Origin of the sequence: Yersinia sp. FDAARGOS_228, from assembly GCF_002073315.2 — a bacterium.
Classification (GTDB): Bacteria; Pseudomonadota; Gammaproteobacteria; order Enterobacterales; family Enterobacteriaceae; genus Yersinia; species Yersinia intermedia.
The window spans coordinates 3,601,195-3,623,447 of the sequence record NZ_CP020409.2; the positions used below are offsets into that span (position 1 = coordinate 3,601,195).

Here is a 22,253-nt window from a genome sequence, read left to right on the forward strand (position 1 = left end):
ACGTAAAAACGATTAATAACAACCCGTGCAGGCTATTAAACGGTTTTAAACTCCGCTTCGGCATTATGGAAACGTTCTGTAATGGTGTTACTTGGCTCACGCCCCAGCAAGCTCACCACCACAATGGCGATACTCGCAAATAAGAAACCAGGGATAATTTCATACAAGCCTAACCAGGCATATTGCTTCCAGACGATAACTGTAATCGCGCCGATCAACATCCCCACCAGCGCACCATTACGAGTCATTCGCGGCCATATCACTGAGATAAGAACGACTGGACCAAATGCAGCACCAAAACCTGCCCATGCATAGCTAACCAAACCAAGAACCCGGTTATCAGGGTTCGCTGCCAGTGCGATAGCTATCAATGCCACCAATAACACCATGGCACGACCTACCCATACTAACTCTTTCTGGCTGGCCTTTTTACGCAAGAATGCTTTGTACAGATCTTCGGTCAACGCACTAGAACACACCAGCAACTGGCAGCTTAAGGTACTCATCACTGCCGCAAGAATGGCGGACAATAAAATACCAGCAATCCATGGGTTGAACAGTAATTTAGCCAGTTCGATGAAGACACGCTCACCATTCTGGCTCACGTTCCCTGCTTGCTCAGGATGGTTTTCAAAGTAAGCAATACCAAAGAAGCCGACTGCAATGGTCCCCGCCAGACAGAGGATCATCCAGGTCATGCTGATACGGCGGGCGCTACGAATGGTACGGTGAGAGTCTGCGGCCATAAAACGCGCCAGAATATGTGGCTGACCAAAATAACCCAATCCCCAACCAAGTAGAGAGAGGATAGCAACCAGATTCAGCCCTTTAAACATATCGATATTCGCGGGATTTTTCGCGGCAATGATCATCACGGAAGTGTCGATACCGCCCACGGCCAGAATAACGATAATCGGGGTCAGGATCAGAGCAAAAATCATCAGCGTCGCTTGCACAGTATCCGTCCAGCTTACCGCGAGGAAGCCGCCAATAAAGGTATAAGCGATGGTTGCGGCAGCACCTGCCCACAATGCAGTGCCGTAGCTCATATCAAACGTGCTTTCGAATAAACGCGCACCGGCAACGATCCCTGAAGCACAATAAATAGTAAAGAAGACTAAAATAACTACGGCTGATATCACTCGCAGTAATTTACTCTTATCTTCAAAACGGCTAGTGAAATAATCCGGTAATGTCAGAGCATTATCATTGGCTTCGGTATGGACCCGCAAACGACCTGCAACCAACTTCCAGTTAAGATAAGCACCAATCGTTAAACCAATGGCTATCCAACTCTCGGAAATACCTGATAGGAAAATGGCCCCTGGTAGCCCCATTAATAACCAACCACTCATATCAGAAGCACCAGCAGATAATGCAGTCACAACACTGCCTAAACTCCGCCCGCCCAAAATATAATCATCAAAGTTATTAGTGGCCCGGTAGGCCATGAGGCCAATAAATATCATCCCAAAAATGTAAACTAAAAAAGTCACCAGCATTGGTGTATTCATGGTCATGCAACGTCTCCATAGTGCGTATTATCGTTTTAATATATCCCGCTATTTTGAGTTCTTTCCGCTCAGTGCGGTGTCATGTATTCACTCTGGATCGTCGGAACGTGACACTGAGTGGCACCAGAGATGAATGTAGAACCTCAGATAAACTACCAGCGCAACTATTCGCTGGCGAGCGGCTATCTCGCGGTTGCTATCCTAGTGGAGGAGTTTCCTCACCCACAACAAATTAAACAAATTTTTTACAAAAAATTCACGCCACATCACATTAAGCCATGTTGGAAGTTACACCTTCCATTGAAAAATGAGTTACACCTAAGGTTAATGCCTCATCTTTCCTACTATTGTTAGCATTAGCCTCTATCAAACATAATATCCGAATAATCCGTCACTCCCCTTAATTGTTAAAAACAAGACGCAATTCACACTTCATTCACGCCCTGATTTAACACAGTTGCACAAAGTTGCAACATGCCTGATATTGTCAGGAATCAAATCATAATCACCCTTATTAAAAGGAGCCGGACAGCATGGGTAGCACCACAATGGGCGTGAAACTCGATGAAGCAACACGCGACCGTATCAAGGGCGCAGCACAGCGTATCGACCGCACACCACACTGGCTGATTAAGCAGGCCATTTTTAACTATTTGGAAAGACTGGAAAATGGCAGTGTGCTACCCGAGCTGCCAACAACGCATGTGACCCCTATCGCAGAAGCGGACGATATTATGCCGCAAGTCACTGAAAGCGCCCACCAACCATTTTTAGATTTTGCGGAGCAAGTGTTGCCGCAGTCCGTTATTCGAGCGGCCATCACTGCGGCCTATCGCCGCCCAGAAACTGAAGCCATTCCGATGTTATTGGAACAGGCTCGTTTACCGGCAGATTTAGCACAAGAAACACACAAACTGGCCTATTCCATTGCCGAGAAGTTACGTAATCAGAAAAGTACCAATGGCCGCGCGGGTATCGTGCAAGGTTTACTGCAAGAGTTCTCCCTCTCTTCACAGGAAGGCGTGGCATTGATGTGCCTCGCAGAAGCGCTGCTGCGTATTCCTGACAAACCCACTCGTGATGCACTGATCCGCGATAAAATTAGCAACGGTAACTGGCACTCTCATCTGGGGCGCAGCCCATCGATGTTTGTTAATGCGGCGACCTGGGGGCTGCTCTTTACCGGCCATCTGGTTTCTACTCATAATGAGGCTAAGCTCTCCGGTTCATTAAATCGTATTATTGGTAAAGGTGGTGAGCCATTAATCCGCAAAGGTGTGGATATGGCTATGCGCCTGATGGGCGAGCAATTTGTGACCGGTGAAACCATTGCCGAAGCATTGGCGAACGCGAACAAACTGGAAGATAAAGGGTTCCGTTACTCTTACGATATGCTGGGTGAAGCGGCACTGACAGAGGTTGATGCTCAGGCTTATCTGCTCTCTTATCAGCAAGCAATCCATGCTATTGGCAAAGCCTCAAATGGCCGAGGTATCTATGAAGGGCCGGGCATCTCAATTAAGCTATCTGCCCTGCACCCTCGCTATAGTCGTGCCCAATATGAACGGGTAATGGATGAGTTGTATCCACGGCTATTATCGCTGACCTTACAAGCGCGGCAGTATGACATCGGTATTAACATTGATGCAGAAGAAGCCGATCGTCTGGAAATCTCCCTCGATCTGCTGGAAAAACTCTGTTTCGAACCAAAATTGGCGGGTTGGAACGGTATCGGCTTTGTCATTCAAGCATACCAAAAACGTTGCCCCGCCACTATTGATGCTGTGATAGATATGGCCCAGCGCAGCCGCCGCCGGCTGATGATTCGCTTAGTCAAAGGCGCATACTGGGACAGCGAAATTAAACGCGCTCAAGTTGATGGATTGGAAGGTTATCCGGTTTATACCCGTAAGGTATATACCGATGTTTCTTATCTGGCTTGCGCACGCAAATTACTGGCCGTACCCAATCTGATTTACCCACAATTTGCCACTCATAACGCACATACCTTATCTGCCATCTACCATCTTGCCGGGCAAAATTATTACCCCGGCCAGTATGAGTTCCAATGCCTGCATGGCATGGGGGAACCGCTGTATGAACAGGTTGTCGGAAAAGTTGCCGATGGCAAGCTTAATCGCCCATGCCGCATCTATGCTCCGGTAGGTACCCACGAAACCTTACTGGCGTATCTGGTACGCCGCCTGCTGGAGAATGGGGCCAACACGTCGTTTGTAAACCGCATTGCCGATGCCACGTTGCCACTGGATGAGCTGGTCGCAGATCCCGTTAGTGCTGTTGAAGCCATCGCCGCAAGTGAAGGACAGCTCGGTTTACCTCATCCACGGATCCCGTTACCACGCGAGTTATACGGTAAAGATCGCGCTAATTCCAGCGGGTTAGATTTAGCGAACGAACATCGTCTGGCTTCACTCTCCAGCGCCCTACTCACCAGTGCCAGCCAGATATGGCGTGCAGAACCCATCATTGGCGCAGAGAGTGATAGCGGTATAGTGCTTGATAACCTAACAGAACAAGCGGTTATCAACCCGGCAGAACCTACTGATATCGTCGGCTACGTTCGTGAAACAACGGGAGTAGAAGTCAGTCGTGCACTGGATGTAGCTGGCAGCGCCGGGGCTATATGGTTTGCAACGCCACCAGCCGAACGTGCGGCTATTTTAGTTCGCGCCGCTGAGCTGATGGAAAGTCAGATGCAAGCATTGATGGGGATACTGGTACGAGAGGCGGGTAAAACCTTCAGTAATGCCATTGCAGAAGTACGTGAAGCTGTTGATTTCCTGCACTATTATGCTGGAATGGTACGAAACGATTTCTCCAATGATAGCCACCGCCCTCTTGGCCCTGTGGTTTGTATCAGCCCGTGGAACTTCCCGTTGGCAATATTTACCGGCCAGATTGCCGCAGCATTAGCTGCCGGTAACAGTGTATTGGCAAAACCGGCAGAACAAACGCCACTGATCGCCGCTCAGGCTGTACGTATCCTGCTAGAGGCCGGCATTCCTCAAGGCGTGCTGCAACTGTTACCTGGACGAGGCGACAGTGTCGGGGCGACGCTGGTCAATGATAACCGTGTGCGCGGCGTGATGTTTACCGGTTCAACCGAAGTCGCCGCCATTTTGCAGCGCAGTATTGCAGGCCGTCTTGACCCCCAAGGCCGCCCAACACCATTGATTGCCGAAACCGGCGGTCTCAATGCCATGATTGTTGATTCCTCTGCATTGACGGAACAAGTGGTGACTGATGTCGTCGCTTCAGCCTTTGACAGCGCGGGTCAACGTTGCTCGGCTTTGCGCATTCTGTGTATTCAGGAGGATGTTGCTGAGCACACATTGCAAATGTTACGCGGCGCGATGGCAGAGTGCCGGATGGGTAATCCAGAACGCCTGTCCACGGATATCGGGCCGGTGATTGATGCCGAGGCGAAAGCCGGGATTGAGCGCCATATTCAGGCCATGCGCGCCAAAGGGCGTAAAGTTTACCAGGCTGCCCGCACCAACAGTCAGGACGAGACAGAGTGGCAACGCGGTACCTTTATTAAGCCAACATTAATAGAACTGGATAGCTTTGATGAGTTGAAAAAAGAGATCTTTGGGCCGGTACTGCATGTCGTGCGTTTCCAACGTCAGGACCTGAGTTCCTTAGTCGATCAAATCAACGCATCTGGCTATGGATTAACTTTGGGCATTCACACCCGTATTGATGAAACTATCGCTCAAGTCACTGAAAAAGCGAAAGTAGGCAACCTCTACGTTAACCGCAATATGGTCGGGGCGGTGGTTGGCGTACAACCTTTTGGTGGTGAAGGGTTGTCAGGAACCGGCCCTAAAGCCGGTGGTCCACTGTATCTGTATCGCCTGTTGTGCAGCCGCCCAGAAGATGCGGTTCTTAATACGCTGGCACATCAAAATATTGAGCAACCACAGAATATGGCGGGTCGCGAAGCATTACAAATAGCCCATCGCGCCCTAATACAATGGGCTGACAAACAACAATACGGTGAATTAGTACCCTTGGCGCAGCGCTATGGCGAACTGGCACAAAGTGGGACCATCCAATTGTTGCCAGGGCCAACCGGTGAACGCAACAGTTATACCCTACTACCACGTGAGCGTGTTCTTTGCCTGGCGGATAATGACGCTGATGCTCTAATACAACTGGCAGCCGTCCTGGCAATTGGCTGTGAGATCTTATGGCCAGAACAAGGGATACAAAAGGATCTGTTACGCCAATTACCTGCGGTAGTGCAATCCCGAATTACCCTTACCCATGACTGGCAAACCGCTAACGTACCGTTTGATGCCGTTATCTATCACGGTGATGCGGATCAATTGCGCACCTTGTGTGAGCAGATAGCTCAAATTGAGGGGCCAATTGTCTCGGTACAGGGCTTCGCCCGTGGTGAAACAAATATACTGCTGGAACGCCTGCTAATTGAGCACTCATTGAGTGTGAATACCGCCGCAGCGGGAGGAAATGCCAGCCTGATGACCATCGGCTAGCTTAATAAGCACACGCCTTTTCGCACATGTAATGCTGAATCACGACTCACCAATAAGGTCCTGCGGGGCCTTATTCTTTACGCAGACTTGGGTAGCAACTGGCGGGATAGTATTCGATATGTGCCGCATTCCCTGATGTAAAATGGGTATGAAACTATTTTGTTCTGGCAGCCTCTCGCACATTGCCTATCGTTCTCTTGAGTGTTTCCCTCTAACTAACCCATTATTAATCCTGACAAATTACTGGACTGCATACGTCCCTAGCTTTCTTCTTAGTGAAGATCTTATGTACAAACCCTTCCAGGAGTGATAATAATATTCATGTCTGATAAAAAATTGTCGATGAGACTCATCAAATTGCTAAGCGACGGGGTAATGGTCAATTACGCCGTGAAATATGGGCTAACCGGGTTGGTACTATCACCCGCTATAATTTAGCCTATATCAATCACCATTTATCACAGGGTGATAATGGCCGCGTAGTGGGTTATGACAACGCGCATGGTTTTCACCATCGCCATTACTTAGGCGGTATTGAAACAGTTGATTTTGTCAGTTTTGAACAGATAGAGGATTGCTTTCAGAAGGATTGGACTTCACTAAGGAGAAGTTAATGGACAAACTTGTCATCAAAACAGCAACGGAAGGTGATTTTTTCAAACGAGGCAAGCAACTTGCAGCCTTGGCGGATGCGGGGAAAGCCTTGCCAGAAGAACACACGATTACTTTTGAAGATCCCTTAGAGATGGTTAGGACATTAAGTGCTGCGCGTATTGTCCTACTGCGGGCGGTAAAAATGTACCCCGGCTCAATCACCTCCCTTTCAACACGTTTAAAAAGGGATCGCAGTGCTGTTACTCGTGATGTAGCCATTTTGGAAAAGGCCGGTTTAGTCACGGTTGAACAAAAAGTATTACCGGGCCATGGGCAGATGAAAGAGGTTAAAGCCACCGCGCTCCGCCTTAAGTTGGAGGCTTTTTTGTAGCATTGCTTGATAAAATTGGGGGCAAAATGCCCCCATACTTCAATAGGTTTGGTTATAACGTCGCAAGAAAACTGCTCAGTGATTATTCAGAAACTTATCAAGGAATAACCGAGTACGCTCATGTTGCGGGTGGGCGAACAACTCTTTCGCTGGGCCTTGTTCAACAATCCGCCCATGGTCCATAAAAATCGCCCTATCAGCCACATCTCTGGCAAAGCTCATTTCATGCGTCACAATAACCATGGTGCGTTTTTCCTCAGCCAGTGCGCGGATAGTGTTGAGAACCTCCCCCACCAGTTCAGGGTCCAACGCTGACGTCGGCTCATCAAACAGAATAACCTGTGGTTGCATGGCCAATGCTCGTGCTATGGCAACCCGCTGTTGCTGACCACCGGATAAACGGCGTGGATAAGCATCTTCCTTGCCACTTAGCCCTACTTTTGCCAGCAGTTCACGAGCGCGTTTCTCCGCAGAAGCTCGTTTTTCGCCTTTAACAATAACCGGCCCTTCAATAATATTCTCCAGCACCGAACGGTGTGGAAACAAATTGAAGCTCTGAAACACAAACCCGACTTGTTGGCGCAGCGCTCGCACCTGACGTTGCTGCTTGCTGATAGGTATGCTGCCATCAATCTCAATATCACCAACACGAATAATCCCTGAATCAGGGACCTCCAGCAGATTAATACTGCGCAATAAAGTCGTTTTACCTGAGCCACTCGGCCCTATGATCGCCACCACTTCACCGCTATTTACTTCAAGTGAGATACCGTGCAGCACCTGCTGACCTTTAAACTGTTTAGTCAGTTGTTTAATGTCTATGGCACTCATGGCTACTCCTGATCCTGACGATTAACATGGGCTTCCAGCCGATTTTGTAATGCTGACAATAACGTCGCCATAATCCAATAAATCAACGAAGCCGCCAGATACATAGTGAAAACTTCCAATGTACGGGAAGTGACCAATTGTGCCTGCCGGAAAAGTTCAGGAACCTGGATCGTTGCCGCCAAAGAGGTATCTTTGACCAGACCGATAAAACTGTTACCTAGCGGGGGTAATGCGGTGCGCCCGGCTTGCGGTAATATCACCCGATAAAGAGTCTGCCAACGCGTCATACCGATACTGGCGGCGGCTTCCCACTGCCCTTTTTCAATTGACGAAATAGCGGCACGCAATGTCTCTGATGTATAAGCGGCAGTATTAAGTGACAAGCCGATCAATGCAGCAGGCATCGGATCCAGTTCAATGCCGAACTGTGGCAGACCATAATAGATCATAAACAGTTGGGCAATTAATGGGGTGCCACGGAAAATGGAGACATAGAAACGAGAAAGGAGTGATAACGGCAAGAAACGAGATAACCGCATCATGGCCAACATAAAACCTAATGCCAGACCAAAAAACATCCCCCCCAGACTGAGCTGGAGGGTAAACCAGGCACCTTTCAATAAAAATGGTGCTGAATCCAGCACCAATTGAATACTTTCTTGCATTATTTAGTTACGTCCGCACCAAAATATTTCTCAGAGATTTTGGCCAACGTGCCATCTTTTTGCATCTCAGTGATTGCCTGATTGATTGCCGCTAACAACTCAGGGTTGTTTTTACGCAATGCCACACCGGACTCTTGACGAGCGAACGCCGGGCCAGCAACAGCAAGAGTACCGCCGGTTTTCTTCACCAGATCCAATGCAGCTAAACGGTCAACCAAAATGGCATCAGTACGGCCTACACGCAGATCCTGATATTTAGTTGGGTCATCATCATAGGTACGAATATCAACACCTTTCAGGTTGTCACGTAACCACTGCTCATAGTTGCTGCCCAAACCAACACCGACTTTTTTGCCTTCCAAATCTTCAGGCTTGGTGAAGTTGCCTTCATTGCCTTTTTTAGTCAATACCTGAATGCCAGAGATGGTATAAGGCGTTGAGAAATCATACTTTTTCTTACGTTCTTCAGAAATGGTGACTTGGTTAATCGCCACATCAATACGCTTGGATTCCAATGAAGCCAACATGCCATCCCATTTAGTCGGGGTGATTTTGGCCTTAACGCCCATGTGTTCTGCCAATGCATTGGCAAAATCCACTTCAAACCCAGTGAGTTTTCCATCTTCACCTTGGAAACTGAATGGCGGATAAGTGCCCTCCAGCCCAACAATCAGGGTTCCTCGATCCTTGACCTGACTCAGCAAATCGCCTGCAGCATAAGACTTCACATTCAAGCCTGTTGCCAGTGCGACTGCCACCATGCCCAGAACTACCCGGCGACGAACCATTGAAAAACCCATAAATACCCCGACTGTCATGTTTATTTTTTGATATTCAACACTTTATCAGTGCTGTTAATGGAATAAAGGAATATAAACTAATAACGATAGCTATAAACGGAATAAGCCATAACCAAAGGTTACACCCGTGGATGGTAAGCAAACAATGCTGGTGCACCACCGGTGTGGATAAACAGAATTGGACCATCATCAACAAACTTATTCTGCTCAATACCATCAAGTAAGCCTGCCATCGCCTTACCGGTATACACCGGATCGAGCAATATACCCTCAAGCCTTGCCAGCAACCCAATAGCCGCCAGCCCTTCTTCGTTCGGCATGCCATACTGCGGGGCGAAATAATCATCCCACAAGATAATTTCTGCCTGCTCTCCTGTAATCCCCAGAGACACAGCTAACTCTTGCTGAATATGCGCCACTTTAGGGCGTTGCTCAGCCGCTTTACGCGATACCGTTACCCCAATCAGTTTCGTATCCGGCAATAACTGTTGTAACCCTACCGCCAAACCTGCATGGGTACCTGCACTGCCCGATGCCACAACCACCGAGCTAAAGGCAACATTCCCGGCCGACTGAGCCGCAATTTCTAATGCACATTGCACGTAACCCAAAGCGCCTAAGGCATTAGAACCGCCAACTGGCACCACGTATGGCCGAAAGCCCTGAGCCTCCAGACGAGTTGCCAACTCTGCCAGTTGTTGGTTCGGGTCATGTAACCCGTCGCACATCACCACATCAACGTTAAATAAATCCAACAGCAACCGATTGCCGTTGGTCAGATAATTTTCCTGAGTCGTGCCAATTGGATTCTCAAGCAATGCGACACAGCGCAGCCCTAATTTCGCCGCGACTGCCGCCGTTTGGCGAACGTGATTAGACTGAATAGCGCCTGCGGTAACCAGTGTATCCGCCCCCTGACTCAACGCATCTGCGGCCAAAAACTCTAACTTACGTAATTTGTTCCCCCCTAATGCCAGAGGTGTTACATCATCACGCTTGATATAAATTTCGCGCCCCAGATAATCGGAGAGTCGAGATAGTTTTTCCAATGGCGTCGCGTTACCGACCAGATCCAGACGCGGAAATTGCGCCAGTTTGTGTTGAAACGTCACGTTTCCCCCAGGGGAATTAATAAGTCAACTGTTGCCCAAAGAACTTGGCGTACTGGTAGGTAGCAAACGAATGATTCGGATAAGTCAACGTAACTAGCCACCCTACGGCTACAAGCACCAAGGGGAAATATAGATTTATCAGATGTAACACGAATAATCACTTATTTTTATTATAGATGTCGTTGACGATAACACAGGGGAATAACGTAAGATGCGGGATAAATAGACGATACTCATCGATTGCGAGCGGCAGAAGGCAGCATTGATAATGCTTAACTCAGAAAGTCACTTACGTGAGCAAGGGTTGCTAACCCTCCTACAGCGTACAGAGTGAAGGGTATTAACCCGGCACGAGGAACCTTGCCGGGCGTAAAATAATGACTGGTGGGTTTTGCATTGCACACAAGGTGTCGTTAATAAAAATACAGAGTTTTCTCAACTACCTGAATGCCCCCGTAAGTCTCAGTAATTTTTTTGCCATTCTAAATACTGATCATATTTACGCAAAGCAATACGATAATTGTTATGCGCCGCATTAGGCAATTCATCAATAATGCGCTGATGCATAGTTTCACTAGCAAACTTTTCTGCCGGATAATTAGTGGCAACCAACATTTCATCCAGACGACGTAAGCGCACAACATATTCGCGAACTGTACTGTGGCTCATCTCAGTTTGTTCAAATAAATACTGCTTGAACGCCATAATATCAAAGTAACCTGGCGTGCTATTACAATATATTTCGCTGCAAAAACGACATAATGCGGTCAACTCATGCTGAAGTTTTGACCAGACTTGATCGTCAATAGGCTGATCCATACCGGAGATAGCTTCTTTATTAATGATTTGTCCACGGAAAACCAACGCCATACGGTCAAGTTCTTTATGACAATGTGAACAATGGGTTTGGCCGTGCTTATAATCTTTTAAATAACGGCTCAGTGGCCGTTTTTTTAACTGAAGTCCTGGCATAAGAAGACCTACATTAATAAAATAGAAACGGTGATATCAGTGAGCGGAAGTGAATTAAGAGTCGTTATTCAAGCGGGCGCGTAAGCGTTTTATCGCCTGGCTATGAAGCTGACTGACACGGGATTCCCCGACTTCAAGCACGGCTCCGATTTCTTTCAGGTTCAGCTCTTCCTGGTAATACAACGTCAGCACCATCTTTTCACGCTCCGGCAATGCCTCGATCGCTTCAATCACGCGTTGACGCAGATTTCCTTCCAACAAATGTTGCAATGGGTTGGCATCCTCATGCCCTTCCAGCAAGGGTTCGACACTTTCGCCATGCTCTTCCCGCCATTCGTCATAGGAGAAAAGCTGGCTATTGTTGGTATCCAACAAAATCTGGCGGTATTCCGCCAAATCAATATCAAGAATTTGCGCGACTTCCTGCTCAGTTGCAGGGCGCCCCACCCGTTGTTCAACCTTTTGCATGGCACTGGCAACTTCACGTGCATTACGCCGCACACTGCGTGGAGCCCAATCTCGGCTACGCAGTTCATCTAGCATGGCACCCCGTATACGCTGTACCGCATAAGTGGTAAACGCAGTCCCTTGCAAAGCGTCATAACGCTCGACAGCATTCAGCAGACCAATACCTCCGGCCTGCAACAAATCATCCAACTCCACGCTGGCCGGCAGGCGAACCTGCAAACGCAGTGCCTCATGGCGCACCAAAGGAACATAGCGTTGCCAGAGGGAATTTTTGTCCATCACGCCTTCGGCGGTATACAGATCGCTCACTAGACAGGCACCTAAGGGTAAGAGAGTCGTACCATTATCCTGTCAGGTCAGCCAGACAATCGCTTGAATAGGCCTATAAAAGGGCGGCTATTTGGCTTATGCCCATTAGTTTTACCGTTAACCTATTGCCGTCATTGAAAAAACAGAGCGATAAATAGAGATTAAAACCGCTAAAAATAAGCCATTAGCGCCGGGTTAAACTTATTCCCACTGGAAAGAGCGCTCTTTTCTATTTCCAGTGAGTAATATAAAAACCCCGCCGCAGCGGGGTTGACATAATGTGGTCTTTCTGGCGAATTAACGCAGCAGAGACAGCACAGTTTGTGGTACTTGGTTTGCTTGTGCCAATACTGAAGTCCCTGCTTGTTGCAGGATTTGAGCACGGCTCATGTTAGAAACTTCAGTAGAGTAATCAGCATCCTGGATACGGCTACGAGCTGAAGTCAGGTTATTGATGGTGTTACCCAAGTTGGTGATAGCTGAGTCAAAACGGTTTTGTACCGCACCCAGACCACTACGCAGCGCATCAACTTGTGCCAGCGCTTTATCAACAGTCGCCAGTTGGTTATCAGTTGATTTCTGAGATGCAGCAGCATCTTCATTGATCAGGGTGGTGTTGCCGTTAGCAGTACGTGACATGTACATTACTTTGCCAGCACCATTAGTGATTTCATCACCTTTGGCGTTAGCGGTGTATGCAGTACCGTTAACAGTCAAAGTACTGCCAGTTTTGGTAGCACCTTGTAAATCCAGATCAGCTAAGGTTGCAGCACGGTTGGTTTCAGCCGTTTTAGTGGTTAAACCACCGCCAACAACAGAAGTGTACAATGCGCTAGAGGTTGCGATTTTCGCATCGGCAGCAGCAGCCGTAGTACTGGCAGTAGTGGTGAAATCAACACTTTTACCGTCAACTGTTGCACTGAAAACACCGTTACCATTTGCATCAGAAGCAGTCTTAACGGTAAATTCCATGCCTTGAGCAGTGAATTTATCACCAACAGCTTTACCAAGAGAGGCAGAGGCAACAGAAGTAGCTTCTGCGCCAGCGGTTGCTGTAGTTGTGTAAACAGTTGATGCTGTGTTAGCAGCAGTCGCAGTGCCGGAGAATGCACCGGTACCCGCATCAATATATTGTGCTACACCGGCTTTAGTCACTGCACCGCTGTTGATATCAGTTTTATATGCAACACCGCCGACATCAAAGTTGTTAGTCCCAGTAGCTTTGAACTGAGAAGTCAGATCATCAACAGAGGCTTGTTTTGCACCATCAACGTTGAAGCCTTGCAGACCCAAACTTTTTGAGTCGATTTTTTCCAGATTGATGCTGATAGTTTCGCCATCGTTAGCGCCAACCTGAACTTTCATGCTACTGTTGCCAGCCAGAACTTTCACGCCGTTGAACTGAGTTTGGTCAGATACACGGTCGATTTCGTCCAGACGTTGTTTAATTTCGTCCTGGATTGATTTCAGGTCAGAAGATGAGTTAGAACCGGTAGCAGCCTGAACACTCAACTCACGCACACGTTGCAAGTTGTTGTTGATTTCGCCCAACGCACCTTCAGTGGTTTGTGCCAGAGAGATACCGTCGTTTGCGTTACGGGAAGCCTGAGTCAGACCTTTGATGTTAGAAGTGAAACGGTTAGCGATTGCCTGACCCGCAGCATCGTCTTTCGCACTGTTGATACGTTGACCAGAGGACAAACGCTCAATGGCGGAACCTAAAGCTGACTGGGATTTGTTCATGTTGTTCTGAGTCGTCAGAGACAGAATGTTAGTGTTAATTACCGCCATAATGTTATTCCTTAAATGCTGTTGGGTTATGGTTTGGGCTTACTGCCCACGGCTTCATCACCGTCACAACTTGTATCGGCGCTCTTTAAGGAACCTTTAGCCATTCTGTGAAATAATTTTAAATTTAGGTAAAATTATTTTCTCTCTCTTCTTTAATTATCACTCTATTCAATAGGGCAAATAGCGCCCTGTTATCCCCCGTTATTCCAGCCATCATAAATTCCATTTTATGTGTAAACTTTTCAATTCTCTGGCCGATAACCCTGTAACGACACTTGAATATTAAGGATTAGACATGGCAAGTATCAGTTCTCTGGGTATCGGTTCAAATTTAGAGCTAGGCACTTTACTGGATAAATTAAGTGCCGGGGAACAAACCCGCTTAACTCCGCTAACCAACCAGCAGACCAGTTATAAAGGCAAGCTTACTGCCTATGGTGTATTACAAAGTGCCCTGGCTAAAGTCGAAACGGCATCTGCAGCACTAAAAAAAGCCGATACCCTAGCCTCGACATCTGTTAACAGCACCAATACCGCTTTCGCTGCCACTACCAGTAGTGGTGCTACAGCAGGAAATTATACGGTTGAAGTGACTAATCTGGCTAAAGCGCAATCATTACTCTCTTCTGATGTGCCGAATGCCACAGATAAACTGGGTAATAGTAACGACAGCCGGACAATTACTATCACTCAACCCGGTCAAACAAAACCACTGGAAGTAAAACTGACCAGTGAGCAGACCTCGTTGACCGGTATTCGCGATGCGATTAATAAACAAGAAGGTAGTGTCAGCGCCAGTATCATGAAAGCGGATGATGATACTTACTACCTCGCATTAACCTCCAAGGAAACAGGGACTAAGTCTGAAATGACAGTCAGTGTTTCTGGTGATGATACCTTAAACAACTTTTTGAACTACACACCAAGCACTACCGGTGGTAGTGGCGCTTTAACGCAAAAAGTAAAAGCTGAAGATGCAACACTAACAGTAAATGGCGTATCCATTACCCGCCAAAGCAATACCATTACTGATGCACCGCAAGGCGTTACACTCAGCCTGAAAGCCTTAACCAAAAAAGATGAACCTGAGCAACTGACAATTACGCGTGACTCTTCCGCAACCAAAGCGGCGATTCAATCATTTGTCGATGCTTATAATTCATTACAAACCACGTTTGCTTCTTTAACCAAATATACTGCGGTTGAACCGGGTAAGGATCAATCAACCAGTAATGGCGCGTTGGTTGGCGATGGGACCTTACGTAGTATTCAGACACAGCTAAAAAGTCAATTGGCCTCAGCGCAGGGAGGAGATGTAAAAACTCTGGCTGCCATGGGTATTACTCAAGATCTTTCTGGAAAATTAGTCATCGACTCCAAAAAGCTTGATAAGGCGTTGACTGACCAACCTAATAGTGTAACCACATTTTTTGTCGGTGACGGTAAAACCACCGGTTTCGCCACCCAGATGGATAACCTGCTAAATACTGCATTAGATTCCACCAAAGGCTCATTAAAAACAGCCACTGATGGTATCAACAAGACCTTAAAATCATTAGAAAAACAGGTTACCTCAACCACTGATAGCATTAATGCTACTATTGAACGCTATAAGGCACAATTTACCCAGTTGGACAAATTGGTGAGTTCATTAACCAATACCGGCAATTTCTTAACTCAACAATTCTCTTCAAAAGGATAGAGCATGTACAGCCGATCAGGGGTTCAAGCTTACGCAACCGTAGGGATCGAAAGTGGTGTAATGAGTGCCAGCCCTCATCAATTGATCGTGATGCTCTTCGACGGGGCGCAAAGCGCCCTGGTTCGTGCTCGCATCTTGATGAGTCAGGGAGATATTCCGGCCAAAGGTGCTGCGTTGTCAAAAGCCATTAATATTATTGATAATGGGCTGAGTGCAGGACTGGATATGGAAAAAGGCGGTGAGCTGGCACAGAATTTGTCAGCTTTATATGACTATATGTCGCGGCGCTTGCTGCATGCCAATTTGCATAATGACGAACAGGCAATTAATGAAGTGTCTGCTTTGCTCGAAAATATTGCAGACGCCTGGCGGCAGATCGGCCCCAATTATCAACCTGATTAGGACCCCATTTAATGGAACGTCACCAGCACCTTTTGTCCGAATATCAACAAATCCTGACACTCAGTGAGCAAATGCTTGCATTAGCCATTGAGGGGAATTGGGATGCGCTGGTTGATCTCGAAATGACTTACCTTAAAGCGGTAGAAAGCACGGCAAATGTCACTATATCCTCATGCTCATCTCAGGTGTTGCAAGAGCTGTTACGTGAGAAATTGAGAGCTATATTGGAAAATGAAATAGAAATTAAACGTCTATTACAGTTACGCCTGGATGCACTCAGTGAATTAGTCGGGCAATCAACCCGGCAGCAAGCTGTTAATAATACTTATGGTCAATTCCCTGATCATGCATTGCTGCTGGGTGAAACACAGTAGCGGCCAGTTGCCGAAAACGATTACACCTTTTGTTGTAAAGCAATTACATGTCACTGCAATTATTAACATGCCAATTAATTTTTATTGTCATTGTTTTTAACATGGGATTATATTGACAGTAACAATCACTCATATCGAGCTGGCTATTATTCTCACCATTAATCTTTTTCGCTAAAATAGCCAGTTACTGTAAATTTTCTATTAAAATGAGTTGCTACTCTGCCACTCAAAGCGTAAAGATATTCTCAGGCTAAAATTGTGAAATGAATATCGATGGAACGTACAATTAATTTTTGCCCCGGTGTGGGTAGCTCGGCACATGTTATTCAACACACAGAGCTACTACTCACCTCAGTCTATATTGAGCACCCCTTGCTCATTATGGTTAATCGTGGACACAAGATCATTCGCTGGGATAATCAGGAATGTATTATTCAAGCCGGTGAAATAGTTGCGGTGAGCAGTGGCCAAACAGTTGATGTAATTAATGGTTTATCTGACGACGGGCTATTTTTTAGCCACCAACTTCGCTGTGATCCTCGCTTGATTGCAACCTTTGCCAGTCATCCAGCATCGGCTGGTCTTGGGTATGTTACCGGCGTTATGCCCGTGCGTAATTTGGCACCTGAATTCATTAATACTTTTAGCAATACATTTAAAGCAATATCTGATACCGGTGATATTCCACCGACTATCGTCAGGCACCGTATGCTTGAATTGTTGCTTTGGTTGGCTCAGCGTGGCGTTAAATTCATATTAAATGAAAGTGACTCGTTAAGTGAGCGAGTGCGCCGTTGCCTAGCGGTTGACCCGCACAAAATATGGTCGGCATCAGAGGTGGCAGACCATATGGCGATGAGTGAAGTTGTATTACGGCGTAAGTTAGCCGCCGAAAAAATATTATTACGTGATTTGATGATTGATGTTCGCATGACCAGTGCATTGCGTTTATTGCAAGGTACTGATTGGCCAATTTCATTAATCGCCAGCCAGGTGGGTTACGAAAGTGCATCACGTTTTGCTGAACGTTTCCGCAAACGTTTTGGCTTTGCTCCTACCGCCATCCGTGGGCATCATCGCTTACATGCAGCAGATATTGACCCACCACCTGAAAGCTATCATCGCTATTTAGGCCTTCATACGCCTGATTTAGGTTCAATATAACCCTTTTTGAGATGATCATTTTGATAATTTCCGATATAGCTTTTTTAACACCTGTCAGTAAAAACCGTAGCATCCCATTCAAACCCATCCAAGTCCTTTTGACAGTCTAAAACTGGACTGCTAAATACTGCTTTTAGATATTCTGCACGTTAAAACTATTTTTTTCTGACTGTGATTAGTTTTTTCATCCAAAATCCTGATGAAAGTTAAAGTAAATTATTTAAAATCATACTGTTATGGTAAATACACCCCAAAAGAGGAGAATATGCTGATTATGTCAGTGCATTCTATGATTATAAGTAATTAAATAATAAACTTCCGGGATGGCTACGATGCTAAGTAATCTGTTCGGGCTAAAAAACCGCTATCCTTTACATATTCAAATTGCAGCGCTCTTTACCTTGCTGATCGTCTCAATAGGCACCGTCATTATTATTTTCGGTCATAGCCAACTGACTAAATTGACTGAAATCAGCACTAATCGTCAGTATCAAAAAACCGGTGAGGCAATTGCTGCAGAATTGGATGCCGTAACGCGGCCAATGATCATGTCGGTTAATATTCTGGCAAGCATGCAAATCACCGAATTGGCGACCCTTGAACAGCGAATGGCCTTTGTCGGTAAATTTATTGAAATTCTGAATCAGAATAGTTATGCCAGTGCCGTCTATAGTGCTTATGCTAACGGTGATTTCTTTATGTTACGGCGTTTGACGGATGCTAACAGGGCATTATTCCATGCCCCTGAAGATGCCAAATGGGTGGTTCAAAGTAATCGTTTTCTCGATAGTTTACCGGAGAAACGTTTTATTTATTTGAATAAGCAGCAGCAGGTCATCGCTGTTATGCCACGAGACAATGATAGCTACGACCCACGGCACAGAGATTGGTTTATTCTGGCCGCCGCAAGTCCTACTCTGATTACCTCCCCTATTTATATTTTTAAAGGCACCGGAGAAGTCGGTTTTACTTATAGCCGTCAGGCTGAGAATAAACAAGCAATCATTGGATTGGATGTTTCTTTGGCCTCACTTTCGCAATTTTTAATAAAACAAAATCTGCCACCCGGTAGCCAGGCCATTATTACTAACACTCAGGGTGAAGTTATCGCTAGCCTGCCGAAACCTAAAAATAAGGTGGCAGATAGCACCAATCCAGATCGGCAAATCCCTGTATTGCAAGCTTTGCTCAATGCTCAAAAAAACAACCAGGCGGGCAGCAAGTTACCAGCAAACAATACTAATCGTAGTATCATGTTTGAAGCACAAAATCAGCATTGGTTCGGCTCAGTTGTTGAGATTAATAGCAACGGTAATACCTATCAGTTGATTATTGCCACACCGGCAAGCTATCTGACAGCCGATGCAAATTCTATCCGTAATCACTCAACCTTTATCGCATTTATCCTGTTAATGCTCAGTTTGCCATTAGTGTGGTATTTCTCCCGAAAAATATCCAAGCCCCTTATTCGTCTACGCCAAGACGCTGATTCCATCAGTAACCTCTATTTTGAAGAGCGCGCATTAGAACACTCCATTATTGAGGAAGTTGATGAGCTCCACAAATCGATGTCAAAAATGAAGTCAACACTGAAGCAGTTTATTTCGATGGGCAATATGCTGACAGCAGAAAGTAATTTCTCCCGTCAAATGCAAGGGCTACTAAATGAAACCACGGACATTGCAGCCATGACTGGTGGGATTATTTTCTTGTCAGATAAAGATGAGGGAACCTTTACACCGACGGCATTTCGCTGGGATGGTGAAAATATCCCGGTAGCAGAAATGTCTTCATTACAGATCAAAGAAGATAATCTCGCTACCTTCCTACCCGTACTCGAAGGGAAAACCATTGTAGGAACACTCAATAAAGATAATTTTTTCAGCCAACTACATGATTTTCTACAGCCTTATCTGCCGCTGCGTTTTATTGCCGTACCCATGAAAACACATGATGATCAATTGCTCGGATTCCTGCTGCTATTTAATCCTTATGAGCTGAATGCTGAACGTGAACGCTCAAAAATTCAATTGGTTAATGCCCTCGTGGGCAGTTTATCTGTTTCAGTAGAAACACAGCGATTATTGCAAGAGCAGAAAAACCTGCTCAACGCCTTTATTGAGCTTATTGCTGGAGCCATCGATGCCAAAAGTGCCTATACCGGTGGACACTGCCAGCGGGTGCCTGAAATAACCAAAATGCTCGCCCGTGCCGCAGTCAATAGTAAAGAGGGGCCTTTCGCCAACTTTACGTTATCAGAAAATGAGTGGGAAGAGTTACATACAGCCTGCTGGCTACATGACTGTGGCAAAATTACCACGCCAGAGTTTGTGGTCGATAAATCAACAAAATTGGAGCTGATTTATGATCGCATCCACGAAATACGCATGCGGTTTGAAGTATTAAAACGTGAGAAAGAAATCGCTTTCTTACGCCAATATGGTGCGGTGAGCGCCAGTGAAGCCGATCAACGGTTGTTAGCTGATGAATTGCACCAATTAGATGAAGATTTTTACTTTATTGCCAACTGCAATGTCGGTGGCGAGTTTATGTCTGATGAAGCCATTGCGCGTATTCAGCAAATCGCCGGTTACCGTTGGACTCGCACCTTAGATGATAATGCGGGTATCTCCCATGAAGAGCGAGAACGCAAAGCCAGACAACCCGCTACTCCACTGCCAGTACAAGAACCGATGCTGGCGGACAAAGAAGAACATATTATTTACCGCGATAATAAAAATAAACACCCAGAATATTATGACTTTAAAGTACAGGAACCCGCGTTCCTCTATAACCGAGGTGAAATTTATAACCTCAGTATCCGTCGTGGCACGCTAACCGACGAGGACCGCTATAAAATAAATGAGCACATTATGCAGACCATAGTGATGTTAAATAAACTTCCTTTCCCGCGCACCATGGCGAATGTCCCGGTTATTGCCGGTGGGCATCATGAGCGCATGGACGGCAAAGGATACCCCTATCAGCTCACCTATAAACAAATGAGTATTCCGGTGAGGATGATGGCTATAGCCGATGTATTTGAAGCCCTGACAGCCGCCGACCGCCCTTATAAACCGGGGAAATTATTATCTGAAGCACTCAATATCATGGTCAATATGGTGAATGAAAATCACCTGGATCGCGAACTGTTCATCTTGTTCCTGCAATCAGGTATCTGGCATGAATATGCCGTTGTTCATCTGCAAGCAGATAAAATTGATCCAATTGATATACCTGTATTATTGCAACGAATTGGTCACCAGGATATATCATTGGCGCAGACAGCGTAGCCGCAAGGCACGTTATTTATCTGAATGGTATTGCAAAAAACATCAGCAACAAACAGAGTGTGCCACATCAAGAATTAACGTTATGCTGTTCAGTCGTACATTTTCTCAGCTATATAACAGGGGATCTGGCATGTTCTATCGTTACGGTGAAACAGAAATTAACCATCTCAAACGGCGCGATAAAAAGATGGCGGCAGCCATCGAGCGATTAGGGATGATAACTCGCCCGCTATCCCCTGATTTATTTGCTGCATTGATCAGAAATATCGTCGACCAACAGATTTCGGTCAAGGCGGCACTAACAGTCAACGCACGGCTGCTCACATTACTGGGCGCCGTGACGCCAATAACTGTTGCCGCTGCCTCTGTAGAGGCGATTCAAGGATGCGGTATGACAATGAAGAAAGCGGGATATATTAAAGGCGCTGCGGATGCTGCACTTAATGGCTCGCTGGATTTATCTGCTATATCCCTGCTGCCCGATAACGACGTTATTGCGCAGTTATCAAACCTCAACGGTGTCGGCATCTGGACCGCAGAGATGTTATTGATCTCCTCACTTGCCCGACCCGATGTTGTCAGTTGGGGAGATCTAGCCATCCGGCGCGGCATGATGAATTTATATGGTCATAAAACGCTGCCACGAGAACGTTTTGAACGCTACCGCCGCCGTTACACACCCTATGGAACAACCGCATCCCTCTATCTATGGGCACTGTCACATGAGACGGTATAAGCCGCCTTACACCCCCATATTCATCACATCCTGATAAGCCGCAACCAACTTATTACGAACCTGAATGCCCAGTTGTAAAGATACTGATGACTTTTGCATATCTACCATCACATCATTTAGGCCAACACCGGGGACACCCAATTCAAAATTCTGCGCCTGAGTGCGGGCATGCTGCTGGTTTTCACTGATTTTGCCGATGGCCGCTTTCAACTCACTGGCAAAACCGGCCTCTGCTGGCAACATTTTTGCCGAACCTGATGCCTGCAACGCAGTGACCTGCAACTGCTGTAAAACCCCTTCAATACCTTGAACAGACATGCTCATCCTCAGACGACGTAGTGAGTCAAATAACAACATGGAAAGTGAGTACGCTAATGCGGTTATTCGCCACTCGCCACGTATCACTATTTTCAGGATGACACCCTAACACATCATTTTTGGACTAAAGCCGCTAATTAGATACAAAAATACCGGCTTATTGAGCCATCGAATTCATCACTTACAGCAAATAATGGCATGCCCATAAAAGGGGAGATCAGCTATTGATGCTTTATCGCTCACAGCACTTGGGAGTCTGTTTTGTTTCGACACATTTTTTACATAAAAAATACT

General features: G+C 46.4%; 18 protein-coding genes. 9 read left to right on the forward strand and 9 right to left on the reverse strand.

The features are described from left to right. Window positions 1–35: 35 nt before the first annotated feature. Window positions 36–1,520, reverse strand: coding sequence for a sodium/proline symporter PutP (gene putP, locus A6J67_RS16740; protein ID WP_042569603.1), 1,485 nt, complete (start codon window positions 1,518–1,520; stop codon window positions 36–38). Window positions 1,521–2,047: 527 nt separating this feature from the next. Here putP and putA point away from each other — a divergent pair. The 3 genes from putA to A6J67_RS16755 all read left to right on the forward strand — a co-directional run bounded on the left by putA (window position 2,048) and on the right by A6J67_RS16755 (window position 7,022). Beyond that, the gene (gene putA / locus A6J67_RS16745; RefSeq protein WP_080608298.1) at window positions 2,048–6,037 is read left to right on the forward strand and encodes a trifunctional transcriptional regulator/proline dehydrogenase/L-glutamate gamma-semialdehyde dehydrogenase; all 3,990 of its coding nucleotides are present in this window, start codon (window positions 2,048–2,050) and stop codon (window positions 6,035–6,037) included. Between the two features lie 335 nt (window positions 6,038–6,372). Then, the gene (locus A6J67_RS16750; protein WP_071843543.1) at window positions 6,373–6,651 is read left to right on the forward strand and encodes a DUF6516 family protein; all 279 of its coding nucleotides are present in this window, start codon (window positions 6,373–6,375) and stop codon (window positions 6,649–6,651) included. After that, complete coding sequence (locus A6J67_RS16755) at window positions 6,651–7,022, forward strand: hypothetical protein (protein WP_005189404.1); 372 nt, start codon at window positions 6,651–6,653, stop codon at window positions 7,020–7,022. The genes A6J67_RS16750 and A6J67_RS16755 overlap by 1 nt, the downstream gene beginning before the upstream one ends. A gap of 75 nt (window positions 7,023–7,097) precedes the next feature. Here A6J67_RS16755 and tcyN read toward each other — a convergent pair whose 3' ends face one another. From tcyN to A6J67_RS16790, 7 genes are all read right to left on the reverse strand, one after another. Then, the gene (gene tcyN / locus A6J67_RS16760) at window positions 7,098–7,853 is read right to left on the reverse strand and encodes an L-cystine ABC transporter ATP-binding protein TcyN (protein ID WP_005189402.1); all 756 of its coding nucleotides are present in this window, start codon (window positions 7,851–7,853) and stop codon (window positions 7,098–7,100) included. 2 nt (window positions 7,854–7,855) lie between these two features. Then, entirely contained in the window at window positions 7,856–8,518 is a 663-nt protein-coding gene (tcyL, locus tag A6J67_RS16765) for a cystine ABC transporter permease (protein WP_005160319.1), read from the reverse strand. Beyond that, a complete protein-coding gene (gene tcyJ / locus A6J67_RS16770; protein WP_042569601.1) occupies window positions 8,518–9,318 on the reverse strand; it encodes a cystine ABC transporter substrate-binding protein in 801 nt (266 codons plus the stop codon). The genes tcyL and tcyJ overlap by 1 nt, the downstream gene beginning before the upstream one ends. Window positions 9,319–9,437: 119 nt before the next feature. Then, complete coding sequence (locus tag A6J67_RS16775) at window positions 9,438–10,430, reverse strand: D-cysteine desulfhydrase (RefSeq protein ID WP_005189399.1); 993 nt, start codon at window positions 10,428–10,430, stop codon at window positions 9,438–9,440. A gap of 462 nt (window positions 10,431–10,892) precedes the next feature. Then, entirely contained in the window at window positions 10,893–11,402 is a 510-nt protein-coding gene (gene fliZ / locus A6J67_RS16780) for a flagella biosynthesis regulatory protein FliZ (RefSeq protein WP_005189397.1), read from the reverse strand. A 54-nt stretch (window positions 11,403–11,456) separates the two neighbouring features. Next, complete coding sequence (locus tag A6J67_RS16785; protein ID WP_005189394.1) at window positions 11,457–12,179, reverse strand: RNA polymerase sigma factor FliA; 723 nt, start codon at window positions 12,177–12,179, stop codon at window positions 11,457–11,459. A gap of 297 nt (window positions 12,180–12,476) precedes the next feature. Continuing rightward, window positions 12,477–13,973: a flagellin gene (locus A6J67_RS16790; RefSeq protein ID WP_105165847.1), complete on the reverse strand. Its 1,497-nt coding sequence runs from the start codon at window positions 13,971–13,973 to the stop codon at window positions 12,477–12,479. A gap of 292 nt (window positions 13,974–14,265) precedes the next feature. On the opposite strand from A6J67_RS16790, the gene fliD reads away from it, so the two are divergent. The 6 genes from fliD to A6J67_RS16820 all read left to right on the forward strand — a co-directional run bounded on the left by fliD (window position 14,266) and on the right by A6J67_RS16820 (window position 21,641). After that, entirely contained in the window at window positions 14,266–15,672 is a 1,407-nt protein-coding gene (gene fliD, locus A6J67_RS16795; RefSeq protein ID WP_005189388.1) for a flagellar filament capping protein FliD, read from the forward strand. 3 nt (window positions 15,673–15,675) lie between these two features. Next, on the forward strand, window positions 15,676–16,074 hold the full coding sequence (gene fliS, locus A6J67_RS16800) for a flagellar export chaperone FliS (RefSeq protein ID WP_032907161.1): 399 nt from the start codon (window positions 15,676–15,678) through the stop codon (window positions 16,072–16,074). An 11-nt stretch (window positions 16,075–16,085) separates the two neighbouring features. Then, on the forward strand, window positions 16,086–16,448 hold the full coding sequence (fliT, locus tag A6J67_RS16805; protein WP_005189383.1) for a flagella biosynthesis regulatory protein FliT: 363 nt from the start codon (window positions 16,086–16,088) through the stop codon (window positions 16,446–16,448). Window positions 16,449–16,721: 273 nt separating this feature from the next. Continuing rightward, on the forward strand, window positions 16,722–17,612 hold the full coding sequence (locus A6J67_RS16810; protein WP_005189381.1) for a helix-turn-helix transcriptional regulator: 891 nt from the start codon (window positions 16,722–16,724) through the stop codon (window positions 17,610–17,612). A gap of 332 nt (window positions 17,613–17,944) precedes the next feature. Then, on the forward strand, window positions 17,945–20,905 hold the full coding sequence (locus tag A6J67_RS16815) for an HD domain-containing phosphohydrolase (RefSeq protein WP_005189378.1): 2,961 nt from the start codon (window positions 17,945–17,947) through the stop codon (window positions 20,903–20,905). Window positions 20,906–21,035: 130 nt separating this feature from the next. Continuing rightward, complete coding sequence (locus tag A6J67_RS16820; protein WP_042569598.1) at window positions 21,036–21,641, forward strand: DNA-3-methyladenine glycosylase family protein; 606 nt, start codon at window positions 21,036–21,038, stop codon at window positions 21,639–21,641. 6 nt (window positions 21,642–21,647) lie between these two features. Here A6J67_RS16820 and fliE read toward each other — a convergent pair whose 3' ends face one another. Then, complete coding sequence (gene fliE, locus A6J67_RS16825) at window positions 21,648–21,959, reverse strand: flagellar hook-basal body complex protein FliE (RefSeq protein WP_005189374.1); 312 nt, start codon at window positions 21,957–21,959, stop codon at window positions 21,648–21,650. Window positions 21,960–22,253 lie beyond the last annotated feature (294 nt).

Coding starts and splice junctions, on each gene's coding strand:
- putP (WP_042569603.1), bottom strand. CDS start 1,520: ATGACCATGAATACACCAATGCTGGTGACTTTTTTAGTTTACATTTTT.
- putA (WP_080608298.1), top strand. CDS start 2,048: ATGGGTAGCACCACAATGGGCGTGAAACTCGATGAAGCAACACGCGAC.
- A6J67_RS16755 (WP_005189404.1), top strand. CDS start 6,651: ATGGACAAACTTGTCATCAAAACAGCAACGGAAGGTGATTTTTTCAAA.
- tcyN (WP_005189402.1), bottom strand. CDS start 7,853: ATGAGTGCCATAGACATTAAACAACTGACTAAACAGTTTAAAGGTCAG.
- tcyL (WP_005160319.1), bottom strand. CDS start 8,518: ATGCAAGAAAGTATTCAATTGGTGCTGGATTCAGCACCATTTTTATTG.
- tcyJ (WP_042569601.1), bottom strand. CDS start 9,318: ATGGGTTTTTCAATGGTTCGTCGCCGGGTAGTTCTGGGCATGGTGGCA.
- fliZ (WP_005189397.1), bottom strand. CDS start 11,402: ATGCCAGGACTTCAGTTAAAAAAACGGCCACTGAGCCGTTATTTAAAA.
- fliD (WP_005189388.1), top strand. CDS start 14,266: ATGGCAAGTATCAGTTCTCTGGGTATCGGTTCAAATTTAGAGCTAGGC.
- fliS (WP_032907161.1), top strand. CDS start 15,676: ATGTACAGCCGATCAGGGGTTCAAGCTTACGCAACCGTAGGGATCGAA.
- fliT (WP_005189383.1), top strand. CDS start 16,086: ATGGAACGTCACCAGCACCTTTTGTCCGAATATCAACAAATCCTGACA.
- A6J67_RS16810 (WP_005189381.1), top strand. CDS start 16,722: ATGGAACGTACAATTAATTTTTGCCCCGGTGTGGGTAGCTCGGCACAT.
- A6J67_RS16815 (WP_005189378.1), top strand. CDS start 17,945: ATGCTAAGTAATCTGTTCGGGCTAAAAAACCGCTATCCTTTACATATT.
- A6J67_RS16820 (WP_042569598.1), top strand. CDS start 21,036: ATGTTCTATCGTTACGGTGAAACAGAAATTAACCATCTCAAACGGCGC.
- fliE (WP_005189374.1), bottom strand. CDS start 21,959: ATGTCTGTTCAAGGTATTGAAGGGGTTTTACAGCAGTTGCAGGTCACT.